This window comes from Bacillus cereus G9842 (assembly GCF_000021305.1).
GTDB lineage: Bacteria > Bacillota > Bacilli > Bacillales > Bacillaceae_G > Bacillus_A > Bacillus_A thuringiensis_S.
In genome coordinates this window covers 2,569,775-2,586,622 of sequence record NC_011772.1, presented here as the reverse complement: position 1 = coordinate 2,586,622, position 16,848 = coordinate 2,569,775, and the positions used below count along the sequence as shown (strand labels likewise).

The following is a 16,848-nucleotide window of genomic DNA, read 5'->3' as shown; positions in this document are numbered from 1 at the left end:
TTCCTTCCTCCGTTTTTAATAAGCTCTTACTGGAGATATAAGATGGATTGCTGCAGATTGCTCTCCTGCTTCAATCAATATCGGTCTCATAGAACCGCCAAAGCTTAAAGTAATCGTTTCTTCTTTTATTGCTCTTAAAGCATCAACCATAAAACGCCCATCGAAAGATATATTTAATTGTTTTTCACCTTGAATCGCATCTATTTGTTGCGTTTCGGATATTTGCCCAATTTGAGAAGCGTTTGAAGAAATTTTAATTGTAGATTCGTTTATGATTTCTAAGTTAACATTGTTATTGGCCCATTCACTTGCTAATAAACTTGATCGGTCTACACCTTGTAATATCTTTTTTCTATCTATGTTAATAATCGTTTTAAAGTCATTTGGAATAAGGTTAGAAATATTAGGATATTTCCCTTCAATTAGTCTTGAATATAATGTAGTTGTTCCAAGCGTAAATATAATATGACTCTCTGAAAGGTAAATATATACGAATTCCGAATTGCTGTTCATTAATTTTAGAAGTTCACTAATGGTTGCGCTTGGTACAATACAATTTGCTTTTACATCTGAGGAAAGTCGCGTTTCACGTATCGCTAGTCTATGTGAGTCAGTTGCAGCACAAATAAACTTATTATTAGATAACTCTATATGCACCCCAGTAAGAACAGGTCTAGATTCATTTTTTGCTACCGCAAAGACTGTTTGTTTAAATACTTCAATCAATTGCTCTGTCTCTACCTTGATTTCTGCATGATTGTCTATAAGCGGTACATTCGGAAACTCATCTGCAGGAAATCCATTTAAACTTAATGTGATTTCTTCTGATTGTATCTTAATAATTTGCTCATTCTTACTTTTTATTGCTATATCACTTGGCATTTTCTTTATTATTTCAATGAAATACTTTGCAGGTACAACAATAGTTCCTGCCTTTAAAATAGTTGCAATTTTTTCATCTTCAATTGAAACAGGAATGAATTTTTCAATAAAAATATTCGAGTTACTTGCAATTAAAGTAATTCCAGATTGATCTGCAGTTATTTTTATACCAGATAATATAGGAATTAAAGATTTTGTTGATATCGCTTTGTTAACTTCTGAAAGTGCTTGAGTAAATTGTTTGTGATTAACGATGAACTCCATGTTTTCCCCGCCTTACATGAGATAATATTTTTATGAAGATTGATGAACGATTGTTCCGTTAAAAAAATAAGGTACTGTTTCTTTCTTTTGTAATAAATCTAGTAAATGTTCTGGTATGCGTAAATACGGTGCTGCTATATGTAATTCCATCCAAGTAATCTCTTCGATTTCTTTTGGTCTTGATATATATGTCTCCCCGCCGATTATTTCGCCTAGAAAATTAAAGAAAATTGCATGATGATCTCTTTCCTCGAAAAAGGCTTCGCTGATAGAACAAATCCCTTTTACGTTTATATGTAACCCTGTTTCTTCTTTTACTTCCCGAATTACTCCTTCTTCTAAGGTTTCTCCTAATTTAACTGCGCCACCCGGTAATGTATAATAAGAACCATTTTCCCCTTTGTTTTTTACCATTAAGATCTTTTCATTAGTTTTATCGTACAAAATCGCGTATGTAACATTAACTTTTTTCATATGTACCTCCTCTATTTTTAATAAAAGGAATTTTCTGTCTTCTATCCATTCTACCATTAACTCCTTTTAATATATATAAGTTAGTTAAGTCTTGCCTTTACCGCTATTGGTGGAGTTAATAAGAATGGGCCACTGATATATAAAGAAAGAACGTATCTTAGGAAGATTATCCAAAGAACGTTCTTGAAGTTTTAGCATGAAAATTGATTAAATTAAAACTAAAATTAATAATAACCTCGCCTTGATTACATTTGTATTCCAAATACTAATGTTAACAAATTCTATATACTTTTTAGCCGTTTTTCTAAATAATAATGATTATGTCCTTTCGGATGATCTTCACTTACTCCAATTACTTTATATCCATGTTTTTTATAAAAAGCAGGTGCTTGAAAGCTAAAAGTATCTAAATTGATTAACCTACACTCTTTTTCAATTGCAAATTCTTCAATAAGTTTTATTAACTTGGTTCCATAACCTTCGTGTCTATATTCTTCAGAAACCCATAGAAAGTCAACGTGTACATGGTGCCAAAAAATTATTGCTGTTACCCCACCTACGATTTCTTCTTTTTCATTTCTTACTATGAAACTAACCTTTTCTGAAGGTGTTTTTTCTTCATCTGCGAGATATTTTTGATTATATTCAATTACTTTCTCTCTTATGTAATCACTATCTTCTTGTACCCACTGCTGTACTATTTTCATTTTAAGTGTCACGCTCCTTTTTACTTATCTATTCAATTTTATAATGATATTGTCCTGTCTTTAATGAGTTAGTAAAGAAGCAAAGTTAATGGAATAAAAAAGAGCCCTAACATGAGGACTCTTTTTAAAATTAAGCAACTTTCCGATGTAGATGTTTTAGTTCCTTTGTCTTCTCTGCAGTTGGTGGACGGATTAATATTGAAATAATGAAGGAAATAACACTTAAAACACCGATTATAATGAAAGTTGGTTGAAATCCCCCGAGTATCGCTCCAATAAATGATCCTGCAAGCGCACCAAATCCGAAACCTTGGTAGACAATGCCGTAATTTGTACTATGGTTTTTTAATCCAAAGAAATCTCCGACAATAGCTGGGAATATAGTTATATTACCACCGAAGCAAAAGGCGACACTTGCTACACAAGCAAAATAGATTCCGTAATTTAGCGGGATAAAACTTAAAGTAAAGACTGACAATCCTATAATAATAAACGTAGCAGAGACAATTTTCATTCGGCCGATTTTATCTGATAACGTCCCAAGAATGATTCTACCTACTGTATTAAAGATTGCAATCATAGCAACGGCGTTTGCAGCAGTTGCTGCGCTAAGTCCAACGAGTTGTACGCCGATATCTTTTACCATACTGATTAAATACAAACCACCCATACACGAGGTGAATAACATAAAAAATAGCAGATATACTTGTTTCGTTCGCATCATTTCACGCGGAGTATAGTCATTGTGTAATGTTTCAGTTACAGCATTACTTACAATTGCCTCACGTAAGAAGAACGATCCGATTAACACTAAAAGTAACACGATAATACCCCAATATAAGAATGCTTGTGATACACCAAGGTTATCGATAAGATTTCCGTTTATATATCTAAAGATTAAGCTGCCCATTCCATACGCTGATACAGATATACCTGAAATAAGCCCTTTCCGATTTGGAAACCATTTAATTAAATTAGATAGTGATGTAATATAAGCTGTTCCATCCGCATAACCAACAACGACACCAGCTAATAAATATAATAGTGGTAAAGAAGAAACTTGTGAACTAAGTATTAAGCCGAGTCCTAAAACAATTCCTGCAGTAGCAATAAGTTTTCGAAGTCCTAATTTTTTCTGCAACTTTGCTGCAAATAAAGTTGAGAATGATAAAGAAAAACTTGTTATGGAGAAAGTTATCGCTACTGAATTAAGATTCCATCCAAACTTACTTACAAGGGGTTGATTAAATAAACTCCATGTATAAATTGTTCCAAGGCCAATTTGAACAATGATTGTACCTAGAACAATTAGTAACGGATTTATAGAACTTTGTTTCATACTAACTTGTCCCCTTCTTTTATCTTGACATGAATTTTCACAGTTAGTATATCCATCATAAATTACAAGATACTGTACGGAAAATGGTAATTAAGTTCATATACACAAAAAGACACTTCATAAAGAAGTGCCTTTTGCAGGTTATATCAGATATTTCTAAAGAAAGCTTTGTTAAGATAAGACATTTTCAAATGCTTATGTATATATGTTATCAAATAATTTCTTAAATGTTATGAGACTTAAGACGTATTTTTCATTCATCATATAGTCGGATGAAAAATTAATATTCGATTTCATCAAAATCTTTCGGCTGCGGTACAGTTTGCATATTAGCTGCATCTTTAGGATTGCTATAAATTGCATTTTGCTCTGTATTTACATCTTTTATATTTTGCTTTTTATTTTTGTTCACTTTATCTTTCACTTTCAATCACCCCTTTTTGTTATAGGAGTAATTATGCCCTAATACGGTTACTAAATGTATCAGCGACTAAATTACTAAATTCATGTAAATAATATAAGTAATTATCACCGCCGTAGTTATATCTTTTATTATACATTTTTGCAACAACTACATTATATTCAGGTATTACTAAAATAGTCGGCCCAGTAATCCCTAATATTTGATACGACCCTTTTGGAATACGTTCACCAAGTTCGCTTAATTGTGCAGGCTCATTTTGGATGAACCAAAACACCCCATTTTGTGGTAGCTCTTTGTTTATAAATGTTGGACTCTGCAAACTCGTAGCAATTTTTATAACTTCTTTTGGAACGATTTGTTTATCATGTATCATGCCTTGATTTAGATGAAGATTGCCCCACTGCGCAAATTCTCTAGCTGAGACAAATAGATTTTTTTCAGTACCATCATTTACTGTACCAATTCCACTTATCGGGTCTTCATTTGGATTATTAATAATTTCAACCAAATTTTCATCTTGCTGTATTCTCCATCCTGTTTCTTGAAATTTAGCAGGTTTAAAAACACGCTCTTTTAACAATTCAGGAAAACTTTTGTTATATAGCTGATAAATAAGACGTGTCATCATTCTTACATTAATATCTCTATACGCCCATGATTGTCCCGGTTCAAATTCACGAAAAATTGTCCCGTCATTCGTTTCTTCTAATCCGTGCGAATGTGTTACTAAATGTCTTATCGTCGTTTTACCAAGCAATACAGGATCAAAGTCTTTAAAATATTTTATCGCTTCATCATCAATAGAGTTTATTTTCCCCTCATAAAGCGCATACGCTATTATTAATCCTAAATAACTTTTTCTAGCAGAAGCAACGTTAAATTGTGAAGGTGCTGTTACTTTCTTGCTTGTAGATGTATTTGAGTGATAACCACTATAATGCTCTAGCACGATTTTATTATCTTTTATAATACAAAGTGCTGCAGCAGAACTTTGATTTTTTTCTTTTATATTTTCTACCCAAGAAATCAACTTTTCGTATGTATACAAATAAATCCCCCTTAACACTAATACAAAATTACAGCATGAAAGAAAAGTATAAACAGTATTTACACCTTTCTTTCATATAAAATATTAATGATGTACTATATTTAAATAACCCACCAGTTCCAGCAATTAAAGCAACCAAAACAACCAGCGCAACCTACGCAACGTCCACCACAGCCACCACATCTACCGCCGCCACAACCGCCACAGCGTCCACCACAACCTCCGCATCCTCCGCAACGACGTGCATCGTCTTGAATGTAGTAGTATGGATATTGACTTTGTTGTTGATCCCAATACACAACATTACCAGTTTGATAATCATTAAGATTTAATGTTTGTAGTTCATGTTGAAACTGATTCATTAAGAACCCCTCCATTTATAAATATAAATTCCGCCCAAATATTAAAGTTAATAAATTCTTGTGAACAAAGTAGAAACAAGACTATAGACTAAATGCGTACATCAACAAAATATGAACTTACACTAGGTGATGTACCTTGTTTTTCAGCCTATTTTCTTTATATTCATTCGATGGACGTATTTACTATAAATAAAGTGATTTAAAAATTACTAATCCAACAATTTAGTAGTTCATCACTTAACTTTCTTTCTAGTAATTCCTTCACTAAAGGCATTGGCATGATTTCATAATGATTTAAGGCTTCTTTATTACAATCTATCCATTGAAATGCTAAATGAGACTCGCTAGATTTCGGTGGTAAGTCCGTATGTAAATCTTGTGACTCTACTTCAAAAATGTGGTTAATTTCATGATGAAGCACTTCTTTATCTTGCCATTGATTTTCTATGACTCCTAAAAATTGTTGTATACTACAGTTTACTCCAAGTTCTTCTCTTAACTCTCTTATTAATGCATTCTCTGCTGATTCTCCAATTTCAACATGGCCACCAGGTAAAAAATAATGATGGCCAATATATTCAGCAACTAATAATTTTTCATCTTTTATCATGACTGCTCGTACAATATGATGAAATTTACTTTTCAATTGATATTCCTCCTAGTTATTCAATGTATAGTTGCTCAAAATAGTCATTTAGTATTGGTATAATATAAATCATAGGTGTTTCATACGGATGAATATCATTAATAACTTCAAGAGCATCTTTTACAAGTTCTCGTTTACACTTTATTTCAACTTTACATTCTTGCCCTTCGCATATTCGACCAATTTCTCCATTAAAAGGAGATGCCTCGTCTAACGGTCTCCAATATCCTTTCACTGAACTATAGGAAAGACAATGGTCATATTCGCCCGTTTTACATGCTCCAATTTTATTTAATTCATCCCTTAATGTTTCAATATATTCTTCAGGAATGAACACTTCAATTTTCACTTCAGTAAATTGCATATTTCATTTCACGCCTTTACTTCCTAATAGTTAAACAAATAAACGATATACTTGCTCGCCATCATACTCCTGTTCTAATGATTTGAAACTGTATCGTTCATATAGTTTCTTTGCAGAGATATTATCTTTATGTACGGTTAATCTAATTTCTTTACACGATTTAAAAGTATTTTTTATTATATTAATACTTTCTTGTAATGCTGCTTTTCCATATCCATTACCTTGCTGCTTTTGATCAATAATAAATCCGTTAATCCAATACATATCTGATGTCTTTCTTACAACTGCATGCATTACAAAACCAACCATAAGGTCACCAACGTATATAGCGAATGGTATGTACTCTACATTGTCACCATCTGGTTTTATATATACTTTAGCAAGCGAAACTGCTACGGATGGAACAAATTTCAACTGATTTTCTTTAACTTGTAGCTTTAATGCTTCTTCCCAATTTTCTCTCGTAACAACCTTTAACTGGACATTCAATATTGTAAGCTCCTTTATCTAGAGGGATGTATTTTTATATTCAACGCATTGAAATAATTCCCTTTTTCGACAACAACTTATAACATGATTTTTATAAAATCTTGAATGAATTTTTGTTCATCTATTTCTAATGCTATATGGGCCCCTTCAGGTATAGAGCTAGGGCGGAAATCAGCAAATGTTTGTCCTTTCGTATCTCCGTATGTATCTACATTTACTGTACGATGCACAAATTCAAAAAAACTTGGATTTACTAATCCACTTATTGCAACCACATCATGTAGCAAAGGTCCTTCGATAGATGGATTAAGTTTTTGGTATGCAGATAAATAGTAGTCATACATTGGTTTCATTATCATATGAAATGGATTCTTTGTATTAGCTTGAATATAGCTAAATACATTTGGTGTTAACACAGCTTTGTTTGTTACATTTAAAGGGAATATTAATAAATTCTTTGCTTGATGGAAAACAATTTTACTTGCTATAGGATCTCCATACACATTTGCCTCTGCTAACGGCGTAACGTTTCCTACTTCTAAAAAAACACCACCCATGAAATATATTGCTTTTACATCTAGCATTAAATCATTCCATAAATTAAAAGCAATTGCTAACGAGGTAGATCTTCCTACATCAACAATCGTTAAATCTTTTCCGTACTTTACAAGAATCGCAGCGATACTACCAAAATTGTATATTGGAATAGATAATACGCTTTCTGGAACATGGATGGGCCCTAATCCTTCTGCTCCGTGAATTTCAGGGTAGTACGTAGTAATTTCTTCTGTAAGTGGTTTTGTTGCACCACTAATGACAGGAATGTCTTGTCTATTTGCTAACTGTAAAATATACGCTGCATTATGTGCAGCATGTATATGCTCAACATTTCCGTATCCAGTTACAATACCTACAATTTCAATTTCGGGATGCAGTAAACCATACATAATGGCAAATGAGTCATCAATACCTGGGTCTCCGAAAAATAATACTTTTTCCAAGAAATACTCTCCCCTCATAAAAACATAGAGTCATCAATAACTATGTATATGAAAAAAGCAAGTATATCTATGCGAATTTTAGAATGGATAATGTTTTACAAAATATTAAAAAGGAACTAGCGTATGCTAATTCCTTTCTTAAGTAACCATTCTCAAATTTAATTAATTATCGTATCCTTCATAAATTGCATCATTTATTTGATTTTGTATTTTTTTATCATCAGGTACAGGTTTCCACCAATTTCCTGTAATAAATAACATAGTTAATAAATTATAACTATCACTAAAATAGCTTTCTCTCTTATTCTTCATCCAATCCCAACCGCTATTTACCCACTTTTGATTATTGCTACTCGTTATACTTGCAGCAATAAACGGTGAAACAAATACAGCAGTTGAATAACTACCAATATTAGATCCATTTAATTGATAACCATCCACAATTTTAGAAGGATTTCCATTCGTTTTATTTTGAATCCATGAAGAGACTTTATCAGAAATGACTTTACTTCTTTTCTCGCCGTACATCGCATAGTCCATTACAATTCTCAATGGTACCCGACTAGCATTGTAATAATATGCATTTGTATATTCTGACTCCTCTAAGAAGTCTTTAGGTGCGGGTTGTGGTGGGTTTTTTACAACGAAATCTGAAATAAGTCCTGTATTTGGAGAGTACTTATTACTAAATTGCGTATAAACATCGTACAAATTATTAATAACAGTAAGCCAAGTTTTATCACCTGTAAATTCATAAAATGCTCTAAGGTGTGACATCATCCAATCAGATGGCCTCGTATCAAGTGAATTTTTAGAATCCCAATCTCCTAAATTTAGTCGGCTATTATTTGTAACATTACTAGCTTTAATACCTTTTGTAATCATGTCTTGTGCTTCTTTTAAATAATTAACTGTTCCATTTGATCCCCACTGCTTATGAGCAAGAAGAAGAGAATACGCAATATCTAAATCCCCATCAGTAGCAGAATCAAAATGACCTTGTGCTTTTTTACTATCTGCGACAACCCATCCCATTAAATTAGGATTTTGAGAGCTTTTAAAAGTTCTTGCTGTTTTAAATAAACCATCATAGATTTTTTGGGCATTCGAATCGTAACCAGCCATTAATACTGTAATTATCATCCCATACCCTTGACCTTCTGAAGTTCCAAGTGGCTTAAACCCATCCGCATCACCCGTAATCTCTCCTTTTACGTAATAACCACCAGGTAAAGAAGATAAATCATTTTTCAAATATTTCTTTTTCCAATTATCGTAGTAACTTCTTACAGAAGCATTTAAACTTTCCTGTGTAACATGAGTAGGTTTTATAACACCTGCATAATTAACTTGCTGGGGAAATGGTTTCATTTCCTTTGCAGCAGCTACTTGTTGATTAACTACGGGAATAGAATTTTGTACTGAATTGTCCGTTACATTTGCTGCGAAACTAAAACTAGAAAAACTAGCTAGACCGATTCCTATAATAGAAATACATGTGAAAATATTTCTTTTTCCATTCATTATGTTGTCATCTCCTTTTAAAATGCTTACTACATAAAATGTAACATACAATATTTAACTGAAATACAAAATATTATATTTATCAACATAAGAAAGAAACTATATGAAAAAGTATCATAAAATTATTATTGAATTACGTTATACGGATTGATTATTTGCTAAATTCCTATGTTTTTCTTTTCTTAATACTGGTATATGAGCAATCACGATACCAAGTATAGTAATCCCTCCGCCAATTATCGAAACTAAAGTTGGCACTTCTCCTAACCATAACCAAGCAATAAAACATGCAGTTACTGGGGTTAAATATAGAGAGCTTGTTGCCTCAGCAGCACCAGCATGAGATATGATATAGGCCAATGCGATATATGGGAGTACTGTTGGAAATAAGCCTAAATATAAAACACTCACATTCACTTCAAGAGGAGCTGCTAGTATTTCTTGATACATTCCCGGTAAGAAAATAAGCATACATACAGTACTAGATAAAATTGTATATATGGTAAATGGTAAGAAGCCGTACTTTTTTAAGTAAGAAGTTTGAAAAACAAAATATAGGCTTTCTGAAATCGCTGCTAATAATATAAATAATCCCCCACTATTCAATTGAATAGCATCTCCTTGACTAAATGATATGAGAGCAATTCCTATAAAACTAATTACACCACCGATCCAACCATTTAATTTCATTTTTTCGTTTAAAAATATAGAAGCAAGAATTGCCGTTACTATAGGTGTGACCGAAACAATTAAACTTGCAGAACCAGCATTTACTGTTTTTTCGCCGTAGTTTAATGCAATGTGATAAAAAGTGAATCCTAAAGCACCGAACATAAAAATTGCTGGGATATCCTTTAAATCCGGTAGCCGTAACTTGTAGATAAAAGAAAACAACAGAAGTATAAATGAAGCGATTAATAAGCGTAGTAAAGTAAGATGCTCAGGTGTATAAGATTCAAGCCCCATACGAATTGCCGGAAAAGCAGTTCCCCATATAAGAATCGTAAACGCGTGTGCATATATAATGCGTAAATCCCATTTTTTATTATGCATGTTTTCTCTCCCTTTCTAATAAACCAACCATTTTTAAATTACCAATTATTTCTTTTCATCATATTTAATAGTTGATACAATGTCTTCAACCAGTTATTTATCGTAAAAACCAACCACTTGGCATTTTTAAATTGAACGAGGGAGTTTTTTTATGACAACGAATAAAAAACTGCCTAAATATCGGCAGATAGTAGATTATATGAAAGAAAAAATCGAAAACGGAGAATGGCCGATCGGAAGTAAGATCCCTAGTCAAAGGCAGTTAGCAAAATTATTTCATGTAAATCGAAGTACTGTAATAACTGCGCTCGATGAACTTATGGCAGATGGCTTAATTCAAGGGAAAATCGGAGCAGGAACAGTTGTAACAAATAATACATGGTCATTATTAGCGACGAATCCCCCGCCTGATTGGAGTGAATATGTAAAAGCTGGTATTCATAAACCTAGCAAGTTAATGGTACGAGAAATAAATGAAGCAGAAGCAAATAAAACACTTATCCATCTTAGTAAAGGTGAACTTGCACCTCAAATTTTCCCGCTAAAAACGATGCAGTCCATTATGAAAAACGTAAGTGACGAATTAGATTATTTCGGATACGAAGAACAAAAAGGTTTTTTACCGTTACGTGAGGCAATAAGTAACTACGTAAAATCATTCGGAATACATGTATCACCGGGTTCTATATTAATCGTCTCTGGTGCATTACAAGCATTGCAATTAATATCAATTGGTCTTTTGCATAGAGAATCAACTGTTTTACTTGAACAACCTTCTTACTTATATTCACTTCATGTATTTCAATCAGCAAATATAAATTTATCTGGTATAGCTATGGATCATCACGGTATTTTACCTAACGAATTATTAAAACGCATTAAATACAGTCAAAAGAAAAACATTTTATATTCTATTCCTAGTTTTCAAAACCCAACTGGGATATTAATGTCTCAAGAACGAAGAAAAGAAATAATAAAGATATGTGAAAAGGAACAGTTACCTATTATTGAAGATGATATTTATCGTGAGTTATGGATTGATGAACCCCCTCCAGCTCCTTTAAAATCAATAGATAAACATGGACATGTATTATATGTTGGTAGTCTATCTAAAACACTTAGCCCAGGACTTAGAATTGGATGGATTATTGGACCTGAACCAGTTATTGAAAGATTGTCAGATATAAAAATGCAAACAGACTATGGATCGAGTTCGTTATCCCAAAGAGTTGCTGCTGAATGGATAAAAAAAGGTTTTTATGAAGAACATGTTGCAAACGTAAGAATTCAACTAAAAGAACGAAGACAAATCATGATACGGGCTTTAAATAAGTATTGTGCAGATATTGCCACTTGGGATATTCCTAACGGCGGATTCTTTATATGGCTTAAGGTTGTACCTAGCATTCCGATGAAGAAATTATTTTCAGAGGCACTATCAAAGGGAATTCTTTTAAATCCAGGACGTATTTATGAAGAAGAATCAGAACCGTACATTCGTTTATCATATGGATATGCTTCTCCAGAACAAATGACTCACGGGGTTAAATTGCTGAGTGAATTAATCCGTAAGCTAATGGCATAATAAAAACTCCTCTTTTTCTATAGAGGAGTTTTTATGTATCTTATTTACCACAACCGCATTTCCTGCCCCAACACAATAAGTCCTTCATAAGGATCTCCTTCAATGTTTAATACTTGAGCAAAAGCAGGTTCTGTTTTTATACCGTTCTCTTTCAAGCGAAGAATTTCTTCCCTTATATGTGGATGCTGCATTAATAGCATGTGCTCTACTATCATATGTCTATATGCATTTTGGTTACGCACTGGCTTAGGCTGAGCAAATAATTCAAATTCAAAACCTTCGAATTCAAAATTTACCTTTATCGATTCAGTACCTTTCATTTTTTTCTTTTTTATATTGAACCCTCTATAAGAACCATATAAAGATCTCATTTCCTGCTCAAAAACATCAAAGTTATGTACTTCCATTACTATATCTAAGTCAGATTGGAGAGTATCAATTCTTATAGGGATTGTCCCGCAAAGAACGGGACTATACAAAGCTAAATCCTCCATTATGTTTAGTTTATTTAAAACATCATATACCTTTTGTTGTTTGTCATTCCCTGATTGTAAATATGTAATAGATGTAAACATGGAAGTCTCTCCTTCATTTCACGTAATACGTGGCTCACTAAAATCAAGAAAAATTTGTCCGTTTAAATTTGTTCTAGGATTACCTTTATTTCAATATATTAAGGCCAACAAACAATATGTTTCAACTTTTCTCCTATACTGCAATACTATAAAAATAAAAAAGGAGGAATTATTATGAGCATTTTTAACATTCTTTTAACCATACACATACTATTTGGAACAATATGCTTAATCACTGGTATTGTAGCGATGGTTGCTCAAAAGAAGAAAGGAAAACATACTGAATGGGGCGAGATATATCATGCATCCTATGTTGTCATTACCCTTACGGCAATAATATTATCCATTATCAACTGGGATAAAATCGCATATTTATTTTATGTAGCAATCTTCTCTTATTCATTTGCAATTTATGGATACCTCGCACGAAAAAAACGTTGGAAAAATTGGCTCCATCACCACATTAGAGGTATGTTAGGTTCTTATATAGGTGCAGTCACCGCACTTTTAGTAAATGTCGGCATCCATATTCCCATTATAAATTTACTTCCGCCAATATGGTTTTGGTTTTTACCCACATTAATTGGTATCCCCCTCGTAGCCAGTGTATCAAAAAAATATAAAAAGCGTAGTTAAAATTAATTACATTTTGATTACTTTCTGATTATTAGAATGAAAAATTATACTCTATATATTACGAATGATATTATGAGCACTCGTCCTATGAACATCTATAATAAAATGCCGCCCAACAGGACGGCTCTTATTTTTACTTTACAAATGTAACATATTCACCAGAAACCCATTGATTTCCACCAACATTATACCAACCATCTTTATATCCAAACGATTGATATTTTGCACCTTGGTACACATTTTTCACAATACCGTAATTTGTTCCTGGTCCGGTACGAACACGCAATACATCCGCTATTATAGTAACTACGCCTACACCATCGTTTGATGATTGTGAAGTTGCGGGTACATTTCCTCCCGTATAACGAATATATGATGGATCGTTATAAATCCACTGATCGCCACCTAAATTTAACCAGCCATTTGATTGCCCAAATACTTTGTAGGACTCTCCTTTCCCTAATTGGCGAATAACACCATATCCAGTACCAGGTCCTTTTCGTAAATTTACATTGCTACCGTTAATATAAGCTACCCCTACACCATCATTCGTTGGAGGAGGAGTCGCTACGTTTTGAGAACCTTTTCCAAAAGTATCCGTTCCATACCCTTTGTAGTTATATTGCAAATGCGGACTATCCACAAATCCTTTCCAGTCACCGCCCCATTCAAAGCCAATTTGTTTAGCATAACGAATTGCTGATGCCCACGGTTCTTTATTATAGCTATTCCAATCTTCTGTACCATTCGACTGAATTGGAACAAAATCTAATGCTTGTCCTACTAAGTGATATGAGCGCATCGTTTGCGATGCTCCTTTACGAACATATTCACGTTGTCGCTCGACCGTACGGATTGTTTCGTAAATTAACACTTCAATACCATTGTCAATGCAGTACTGATACCACTTAAAAGCGGCAGCTTTCGTATTATCCGCTAATTTATTCAGATTACTTACATTTCTATTGTGATATTTCAATATGCAACATCTCCTTTTCTATTATCATATGCAAAATTCGTCTCATGGGTTGTACATATACCTAGAACGATATGAAGTACAAATACATAAGAAGCCAATTCATCTAAAAAGGTTTTCACTTCTAGCTTCAAACTTTGTAAACTGAAATCAAAGCAATAAAAAACCACAACCTAGGTCTTCCAGTTGCGGTTTTTGGTATTTTCTTTTGATATGATACATGCCTTCTTGCATTGATAATCCTAGTATACAGGTTGTGTAAATTTTCCCTTTATGAATAACACTACTTATTCATGATTTTTCAAATCCAATATTGAATGTAAATGATCTGGATAATTGGTAAACATCCCGTCGACTCCCCATGCAAGTAACTTTTTCATATCATTTTCATTATCTACTGTAAATGGATGAACTTCTAATCCACTTTTCTTTATTTTCTTTACATAATCTGAATCGATATATTTGTAATTCATACCAAGACCTATGCAGTACATTTTATACTTTTCTATCTCTAATTTTGTTAATTGAACTGCTTTTTTATAAGGTAATAATTGTACTATGGATATATTACTATTTAAGCTATGAATCTTTTGTAGACTTTCTTCACTAAACGATTGAATAATAACTTTATCCTGTATTTCGTAGTAATTAATAATTTCTAATAATTTTTCTTCCATTCCTAAATATTCATCAGGTGATTTTGTTTCGATATAATAGTTCGCGTTATGCCCAAACGTTTCAATAATTTCTTTTAATGTTGGGACTTTAGCATTTTCAAATTCTTTCTTTGCTAAGTTCGGATATTTTTCATTAAAAAAAGAACCTGCATTTAGTTGCTTTATTTCTTCTAATGTATGCTCTTTCACTAGCCCAGTACCATTTGTTGTACGATTTAAGGTTTCGTCATGCATAGCCACTAAATGTCCATCTTTTGTCATTTGGAGGTCAATTTCTATATAATCTCCATTCATTTGTTGTCCTAATTTATATGCTGCTATTGTATGTTCAGGTGCGTACGCAGAAGCACCTCTATGTGCGATATTTTTTATATGATTTGATTGATTAATAGCTTTAGTATACTTATGTTCATTTATTTTCTGAAAAACAAAGATACTTATTACTATAAAGGCACAAATTATTGTAACAAGATATATCTTTTTCATAACGATTTATAAGCTCCTATATAAAGACGATTTAACTAGAATGATTTACTCAATTAAATGTCGATTTTCCAATACAGTCATTTTACCGATAGCTTGAAATCCCGATTTTTTATAAATATTGATTCCATCGTGTGAAGCTTGTAATACACAATAAGTATTTTTAAATTTTTGTGCTTCTTGCAGAAGGAAATTGAACATAGTAGATCCGAATCCTCGTCCTCTCATTTCTTCTTTAGTTGCTATGTCATAAATACCAATACTATCTTTTGAACATATCAATGAACCAACAGTTACGACTTCACCTTCATAAAATCCTAAAAATAGTTTCATATTCTCACTGTTCCATAAATCAAGATTAGAAATTTGATTATAGAATGCTTGTACATGTATACCTTCTTCTGATGTGCCGAATAGATTAGCTAATGTTTCTCCAAATTTTTTTATTTTTCCAGATGAAGATGCTTCTTGAATTGTAAAACTTACTGGCATGTTTATTGGTGGAGAAATTGTTTCTAAGTCTGCTACCATCGCAATATTCTGTTCCGCTTCTTTTAAACCGATTTTAATTAACTCGCTTTTTATATCTCGCTCTTGCTCCTCATCCCATAACCAAATACTCATTGGAAATTTTTTTTGATTATAGTAGAATACCTCCTTATATAATTTCTCAATCCCTTCCGTTAAATTATTATTTAGTAGAGTAATAACATTGAATGTATCGGCAGGTAATCCGCAATCAACAGAAATATAATCTTTCGTTTCTTTTACACTCATTCCGGGCACAAATTGCGCAACATATGAAGTTTTAAACACAAAGTTATCTATTAGTAATTGTTTATAATTCATCAATAGTTCTCCTTTTCATAAAAAGTACTACTCGAATCCTTCTATATTAAATATAACATATTAGAAATTTACCTTTTTCTATAAAAAGTACTTCTTTAAATTGTGCTCTATAGTTTAAAATAATTAAAAATGATATAACGTTGTCGGAATGAAAAAAGTGGTATATAATAAATATTAACATTACTAGTAATTATTTTAGGTATTCCTAGAATAAAGGAGCGATACATATGAAAATTACTATTTATTTCGGAAGTCATGAAGATCAAGATGTTCGTACTATGGACTGTCATTTAGATGTAGAAGATACAGAAGAGATTGTTTCTGTATCATAATATAAATAGTTAGGATAAACCCTATTCCTTACAGCGTTTAAGGCACCTTTTATAAGGTGTCTTTTTTGTTATATTTTCATCAAAAACCCTTTACTTTATAGCGTTTTAATAGTAAAATATAAACATGCGAACAAATGTTCTTTTTATTTTAAACGTAC

The 16,848-nt window shown here is 32.5% G+C and carries 19 protein-coding genes; 2 read left to right on the top strand and 17 right to left on the bottom strand.

Features of this window, described 5'->3' with window-relative positions:
* Positions 1-15: 15 nt before the first annotated feature.
* From dnaN to BCG9842_RS12845, 13 genes are all read right to left on the bottom strand, one after another.
* The gene (dnaN, locus tag BCG9842_RS12905; protein WP_000394477.1) at positions 16-1,146 is read right to left on the bottom strand and encodes a DNA polymerase III subunit beta; all 1,131 of its coding nucleotides are present in this window, start codon (positions 1,144-1,146) and stop codon (positions 16-18) included.
* Positions 1,147-1,176: 30 nt separating this feature from the next.
* Positions 1,177-1,620: an NUDIX hydrolase gene (locus BCG9842_RS12900; RefSeq protein WP_000757612.1), complete on the bottom strand. Its 444-nt coding sequence runs from the start codon at positions 1,618-1,620 to the stop codon at positions 1,177-1,179.
* Between the two features lie 281 nt (positions 1,621-1,901).
* Positions 1,902-2,327, bottom strand: a complete 426-nt coding sequence (locus BCG9842_RS12895; RefSeq protein WP_000706901.1) for a GNAT family N-acetyltransferase — start codon at positions 2,325-2,327, stop codon at positions 1,902-1,904.
* Between the two features lie 130 nt (positions 2,328-2,457).
* Positions 2,458-3,666, bottom strand: coding sequence for an L-lactate MFS transporter (locus BCG9842_RS12890; protein WP_000814379.1), 1,209 nt, complete (start codon positions 3,664-3,666; stop codon positions 2,458-2,460).
* A 280-nt stretch (positions 3,667-3,946) separates the two neighbouring features.
* Entirely contained in the window at positions 3,947-4,090 is a 144-nt protein-coding gene (locus BCG9842_RS31335) for a hypothetical protein (RefSeq protein WP_000653681.1), read from the bottom strand.
* Between the two features lie 31 nt (positions 4,091-4,121).
* Positions 4,122-5,138 carry a serine hydrolase domain-containing protein gene (locus BCG9842_RS12880; RefSeq protein ID WP_000288926.1) on the bottom strand — a complete coding sequence of 339 codons (1,017 nt, stop codon included), beginning with the start codon at positions 5,136-5,138 and terminating at the stop codon, positions 4,122-4,124.
* A gap of 101 nt (positions 5,139-5,239) precedes the next feature.
* Positions 5,240-5,500, bottom strand: coding sequence for a heterocycloanthracin/sonorensin family bacteriocin (locus BCG9842_RS12875; protein WP_001071343.1), 261 nt, complete (start codon positions 5,498-5,500; stop codon positions 5,240-5,242).
* 199 nt (positions 5,501-5,699) lie between these two features.
* Positions 5,700-6,146 carry an NUDIX domain-containing protein gene (locus BCG9842_RS12870; protein WP_000836826.1) on the bottom strand — a complete coding sequence of 149 codons (447 nt, stop codon included), beginning with the start codon at positions 6,144-6,146 and terminating at the stop codon, positions 5,700-5,702.
* 16 nt (positions 6,147-6,162) lie between these two features.
* Entirely contained in the window at positions 6,163-6,510 is a 348-nt protein-coding gene (gene cutA / locus BCG9842_RS12865) for a divalent cation tolerance protein CutA (protein WP_001160789.1), read from the bottom strand.
* A 30-nt stretch (positions 6,511-6,540) separates the two neighbouring features.
* On the bottom strand, positions 6,541-6,999 hold the full coding sequence (locus tag BCG9842_RS12860) for a GNAT family N-acetyltransferase (RefSeq protein ID WP_001102680.1): 459 nt from the start codon (positions 6,997-6,999) through the stop codon (positions 6,541-6,543).
* Between the two features lie 77 nt (positions 7,000-7,076).
* A complete protein-coding gene (locus BCG9842_RS12855; RefSeq protein ID WP_000416781.1) occupies positions 7,077-8,000 on the bottom strand; it encodes a nucleoside hydrolase in 924 nt (307 codons plus the stop codon).
* Between the two features lie 162 nt (positions 8,001-8,162).
* Positions 8,163-9,524: a glycosyl hydrolase family 8 gene (locus BCG9842_RS12850; RefSeq protein ID WP_001013608.1), complete on the bottom strand. Its 1,362-nt coding sequence runs from the start codon at positions 9,522-9,524 to the stop codon at positions 8,163-8,165.
* 138 nt (positions 9,525-9,662) lie between these two features.
* Positions 9,663-10,577, bottom strand: a complete 915-nt coding sequence (locus BCG9842_RS12845; protein WP_000551631.1) for a DMT family transporter — start codon at positions 10,575-10,577, stop codon at positions 9,663-9,665.
* Between the two features lie 151 nt (positions 10,578-10,728).
* On the opposite strand from BCG9842_RS12845, the gene norG reads away from it, so the two are divergent.
* Entirely contained in the window at positions 10,729-12,162 is a 1,434-nt protein-coding gene (gene norG / locus BCG9842_RS12840; protein ID WP_000210495.1) for an efflux pump transcription regulator NorG, read from the top strand.
* A gap of 44 nt (positions 12,163-12,206) precedes the next feature.
* Here norG and BCG9842_RS12835 read toward each other — a convergent pair whose 3' ends face one another.
* The gene (locus BCG9842_RS12835; protein ID WP_000495184.1) at positions 12,207-12,737 is read right to left on the bottom strand and encodes a DUF4269 domain-containing protein; all 531 of its coding nucleotides are present in this window, start codon (positions 12,735-12,737) and stop codon (positions 12,207-12,209) included.
* Between the two features lie 174 nt (positions 12,738-12,911).
* Between BCG9842_RS12835 and BCG9842_RS12830 the strand changes: the two genes are divergently transcribed.
* Entirely contained in the window at positions 12,912-13,373 is a 462-nt protein-coding gene (locus tag BCG9842_RS12830; RefSeq protein ID WP_000021744.1) for a DUF2306 domain-containing protein, read from the top strand.
* Positions 13,374-13,506: 133 nt separating this feature from the next.
* On the opposite strand, the gene BCG9842_RS12825 is transcribed toward BCG9842_RS12830, so the two are convergent.
* The 3 genes from BCG9842_RS12825 to BCG9842_RS12815 all read right to left on the bottom strand — a co-directional run bounded on the left by BCG9842_RS12825 (position 13,507) and on the right by BCG9842_RS12815 (position 16,358).
* The gene (locus BCG9842_RS12825; RefSeq protein WP_000873744.1) at positions 13,507-14,352 is read right to left on the bottom strand and encodes a M15 family metallopeptidase; all 846 of its coding nucleotides are present in this window, start codon (positions 14,350-14,352) and stop codon (positions 13,507-13,509) included.
* Positions 14,353-14,636: 284 nt separating this feature from the next.
* On the bottom strand, positions 14,637-15,512 hold the full coding sequence (locus BCG9842_RS12820) for a glycerophosphodiester phosphodiesterase (protein ID WP_000725654.1): 876 nt from the start codon (positions 15,510-15,512) through the stop codon (positions 14,637-14,639).
* A gap of 45 nt (positions 15,513-15,557) precedes the next feature.
* Positions 15,558-16,358, bottom strand: coding sequence for a GNAT family N-acetyltransferase (locus BCG9842_RS12815; protein WP_001107084.1), 801 nt, complete (start codon positions 16,356-16,358; stop codon positions 15,558-15,560).
* Positions 16,359-16,848 lie beyond the last annotated feature (490 nt).

Bases quoted from the DNA above. Each gene is read 5' to 3' on its own strand.
- dnaN (WP_000394477.1), bottom strand. From the start codon at position 1,146: ATGGAGTTCATCGTTAATCACAAACAATTTACTCAAGCACTTTCAGAA.
- BCG9842_RS12900 (WP_000757612.1), bottom strand. From the start codon at position 1,620: ATGAAAAAAGTTAATGTTACATACGCGATTTTGTACGATAAAACTAAT.
- BCG9842_RS12895 (WP_000706901.1), bottom strand. From the start codon at position 2,327: ATGAAAATAGTACAGCAGTGGGTACAAGAAGATAGTGATTACATAAGA.
- BCG9842_RS12890 (WP_000814379.1), bottom strand. From the start codon at position 3,666: ATGAAACAAAGTTCTATAAATCCGTTACTAATTGTTCTAGGTACAATC.
- BCG9842_RS12875 (WP_001071343.1), bottom strand. From the start codon at position 5,500: ATGAATCAGTTTCAACATGAACTACAAACATTAAATCTTAATGATTAT.
- cutA (WP_001160789.1), bottom strand. From the start codon at position 6,510: ATGCAATTTACTGAAGTGAAAATTGAAGTGTTCATTCCTGAAGAATAT.
- BCG9842_RS12850 (WP_001013608.1), bottom strand. From the start codon at position 9,524: ATGAATGGAAAAAGAAATATTTTCACATGTATTTCTATTATAGGAATC.
- BCG9842_RS12845 (WP_000551631.1), bottom strand. From the start codon at position 10,577: ATGCATAATAAAAAATGGGATTTACGCATTATATATGCACACGCGTTT.
- norG (WP_000210495.1), top strand. From the start codon at position 10,729: ATGACAACGAATAAAAAACTGCCTAAATATCGGCAGATAGTAGATTAT.
- BCG9842_RS12835 (WP_000495184.1), bottom strand. From the start codon at position 12,737: ATGTTTACATCTATTACATATTTACAATCAGGGAATGACAAACAACAA.
- BCG9842_RS12830 (WP_000021744.1), top strand. From the start codon at position 12,912: ATGAGCATTTTTAACATTCTTTTAACCATACACATACTATTTGGAACA.
- BCG9842_RS12820 (WP_000725654.1), bottom strand. From the start codon at position 15,512: ATGAAAAAGATATATCTTGTTACAATAATTTGTGCCTTTATAGTAATA.
- BCG9842_RS12815 (WP_001107084.1), bottom strand. From the start codon at position 16,358: ATGAATTATAAACAATTACTAATAGATAACTTTGTGTTTAAAACTTCA.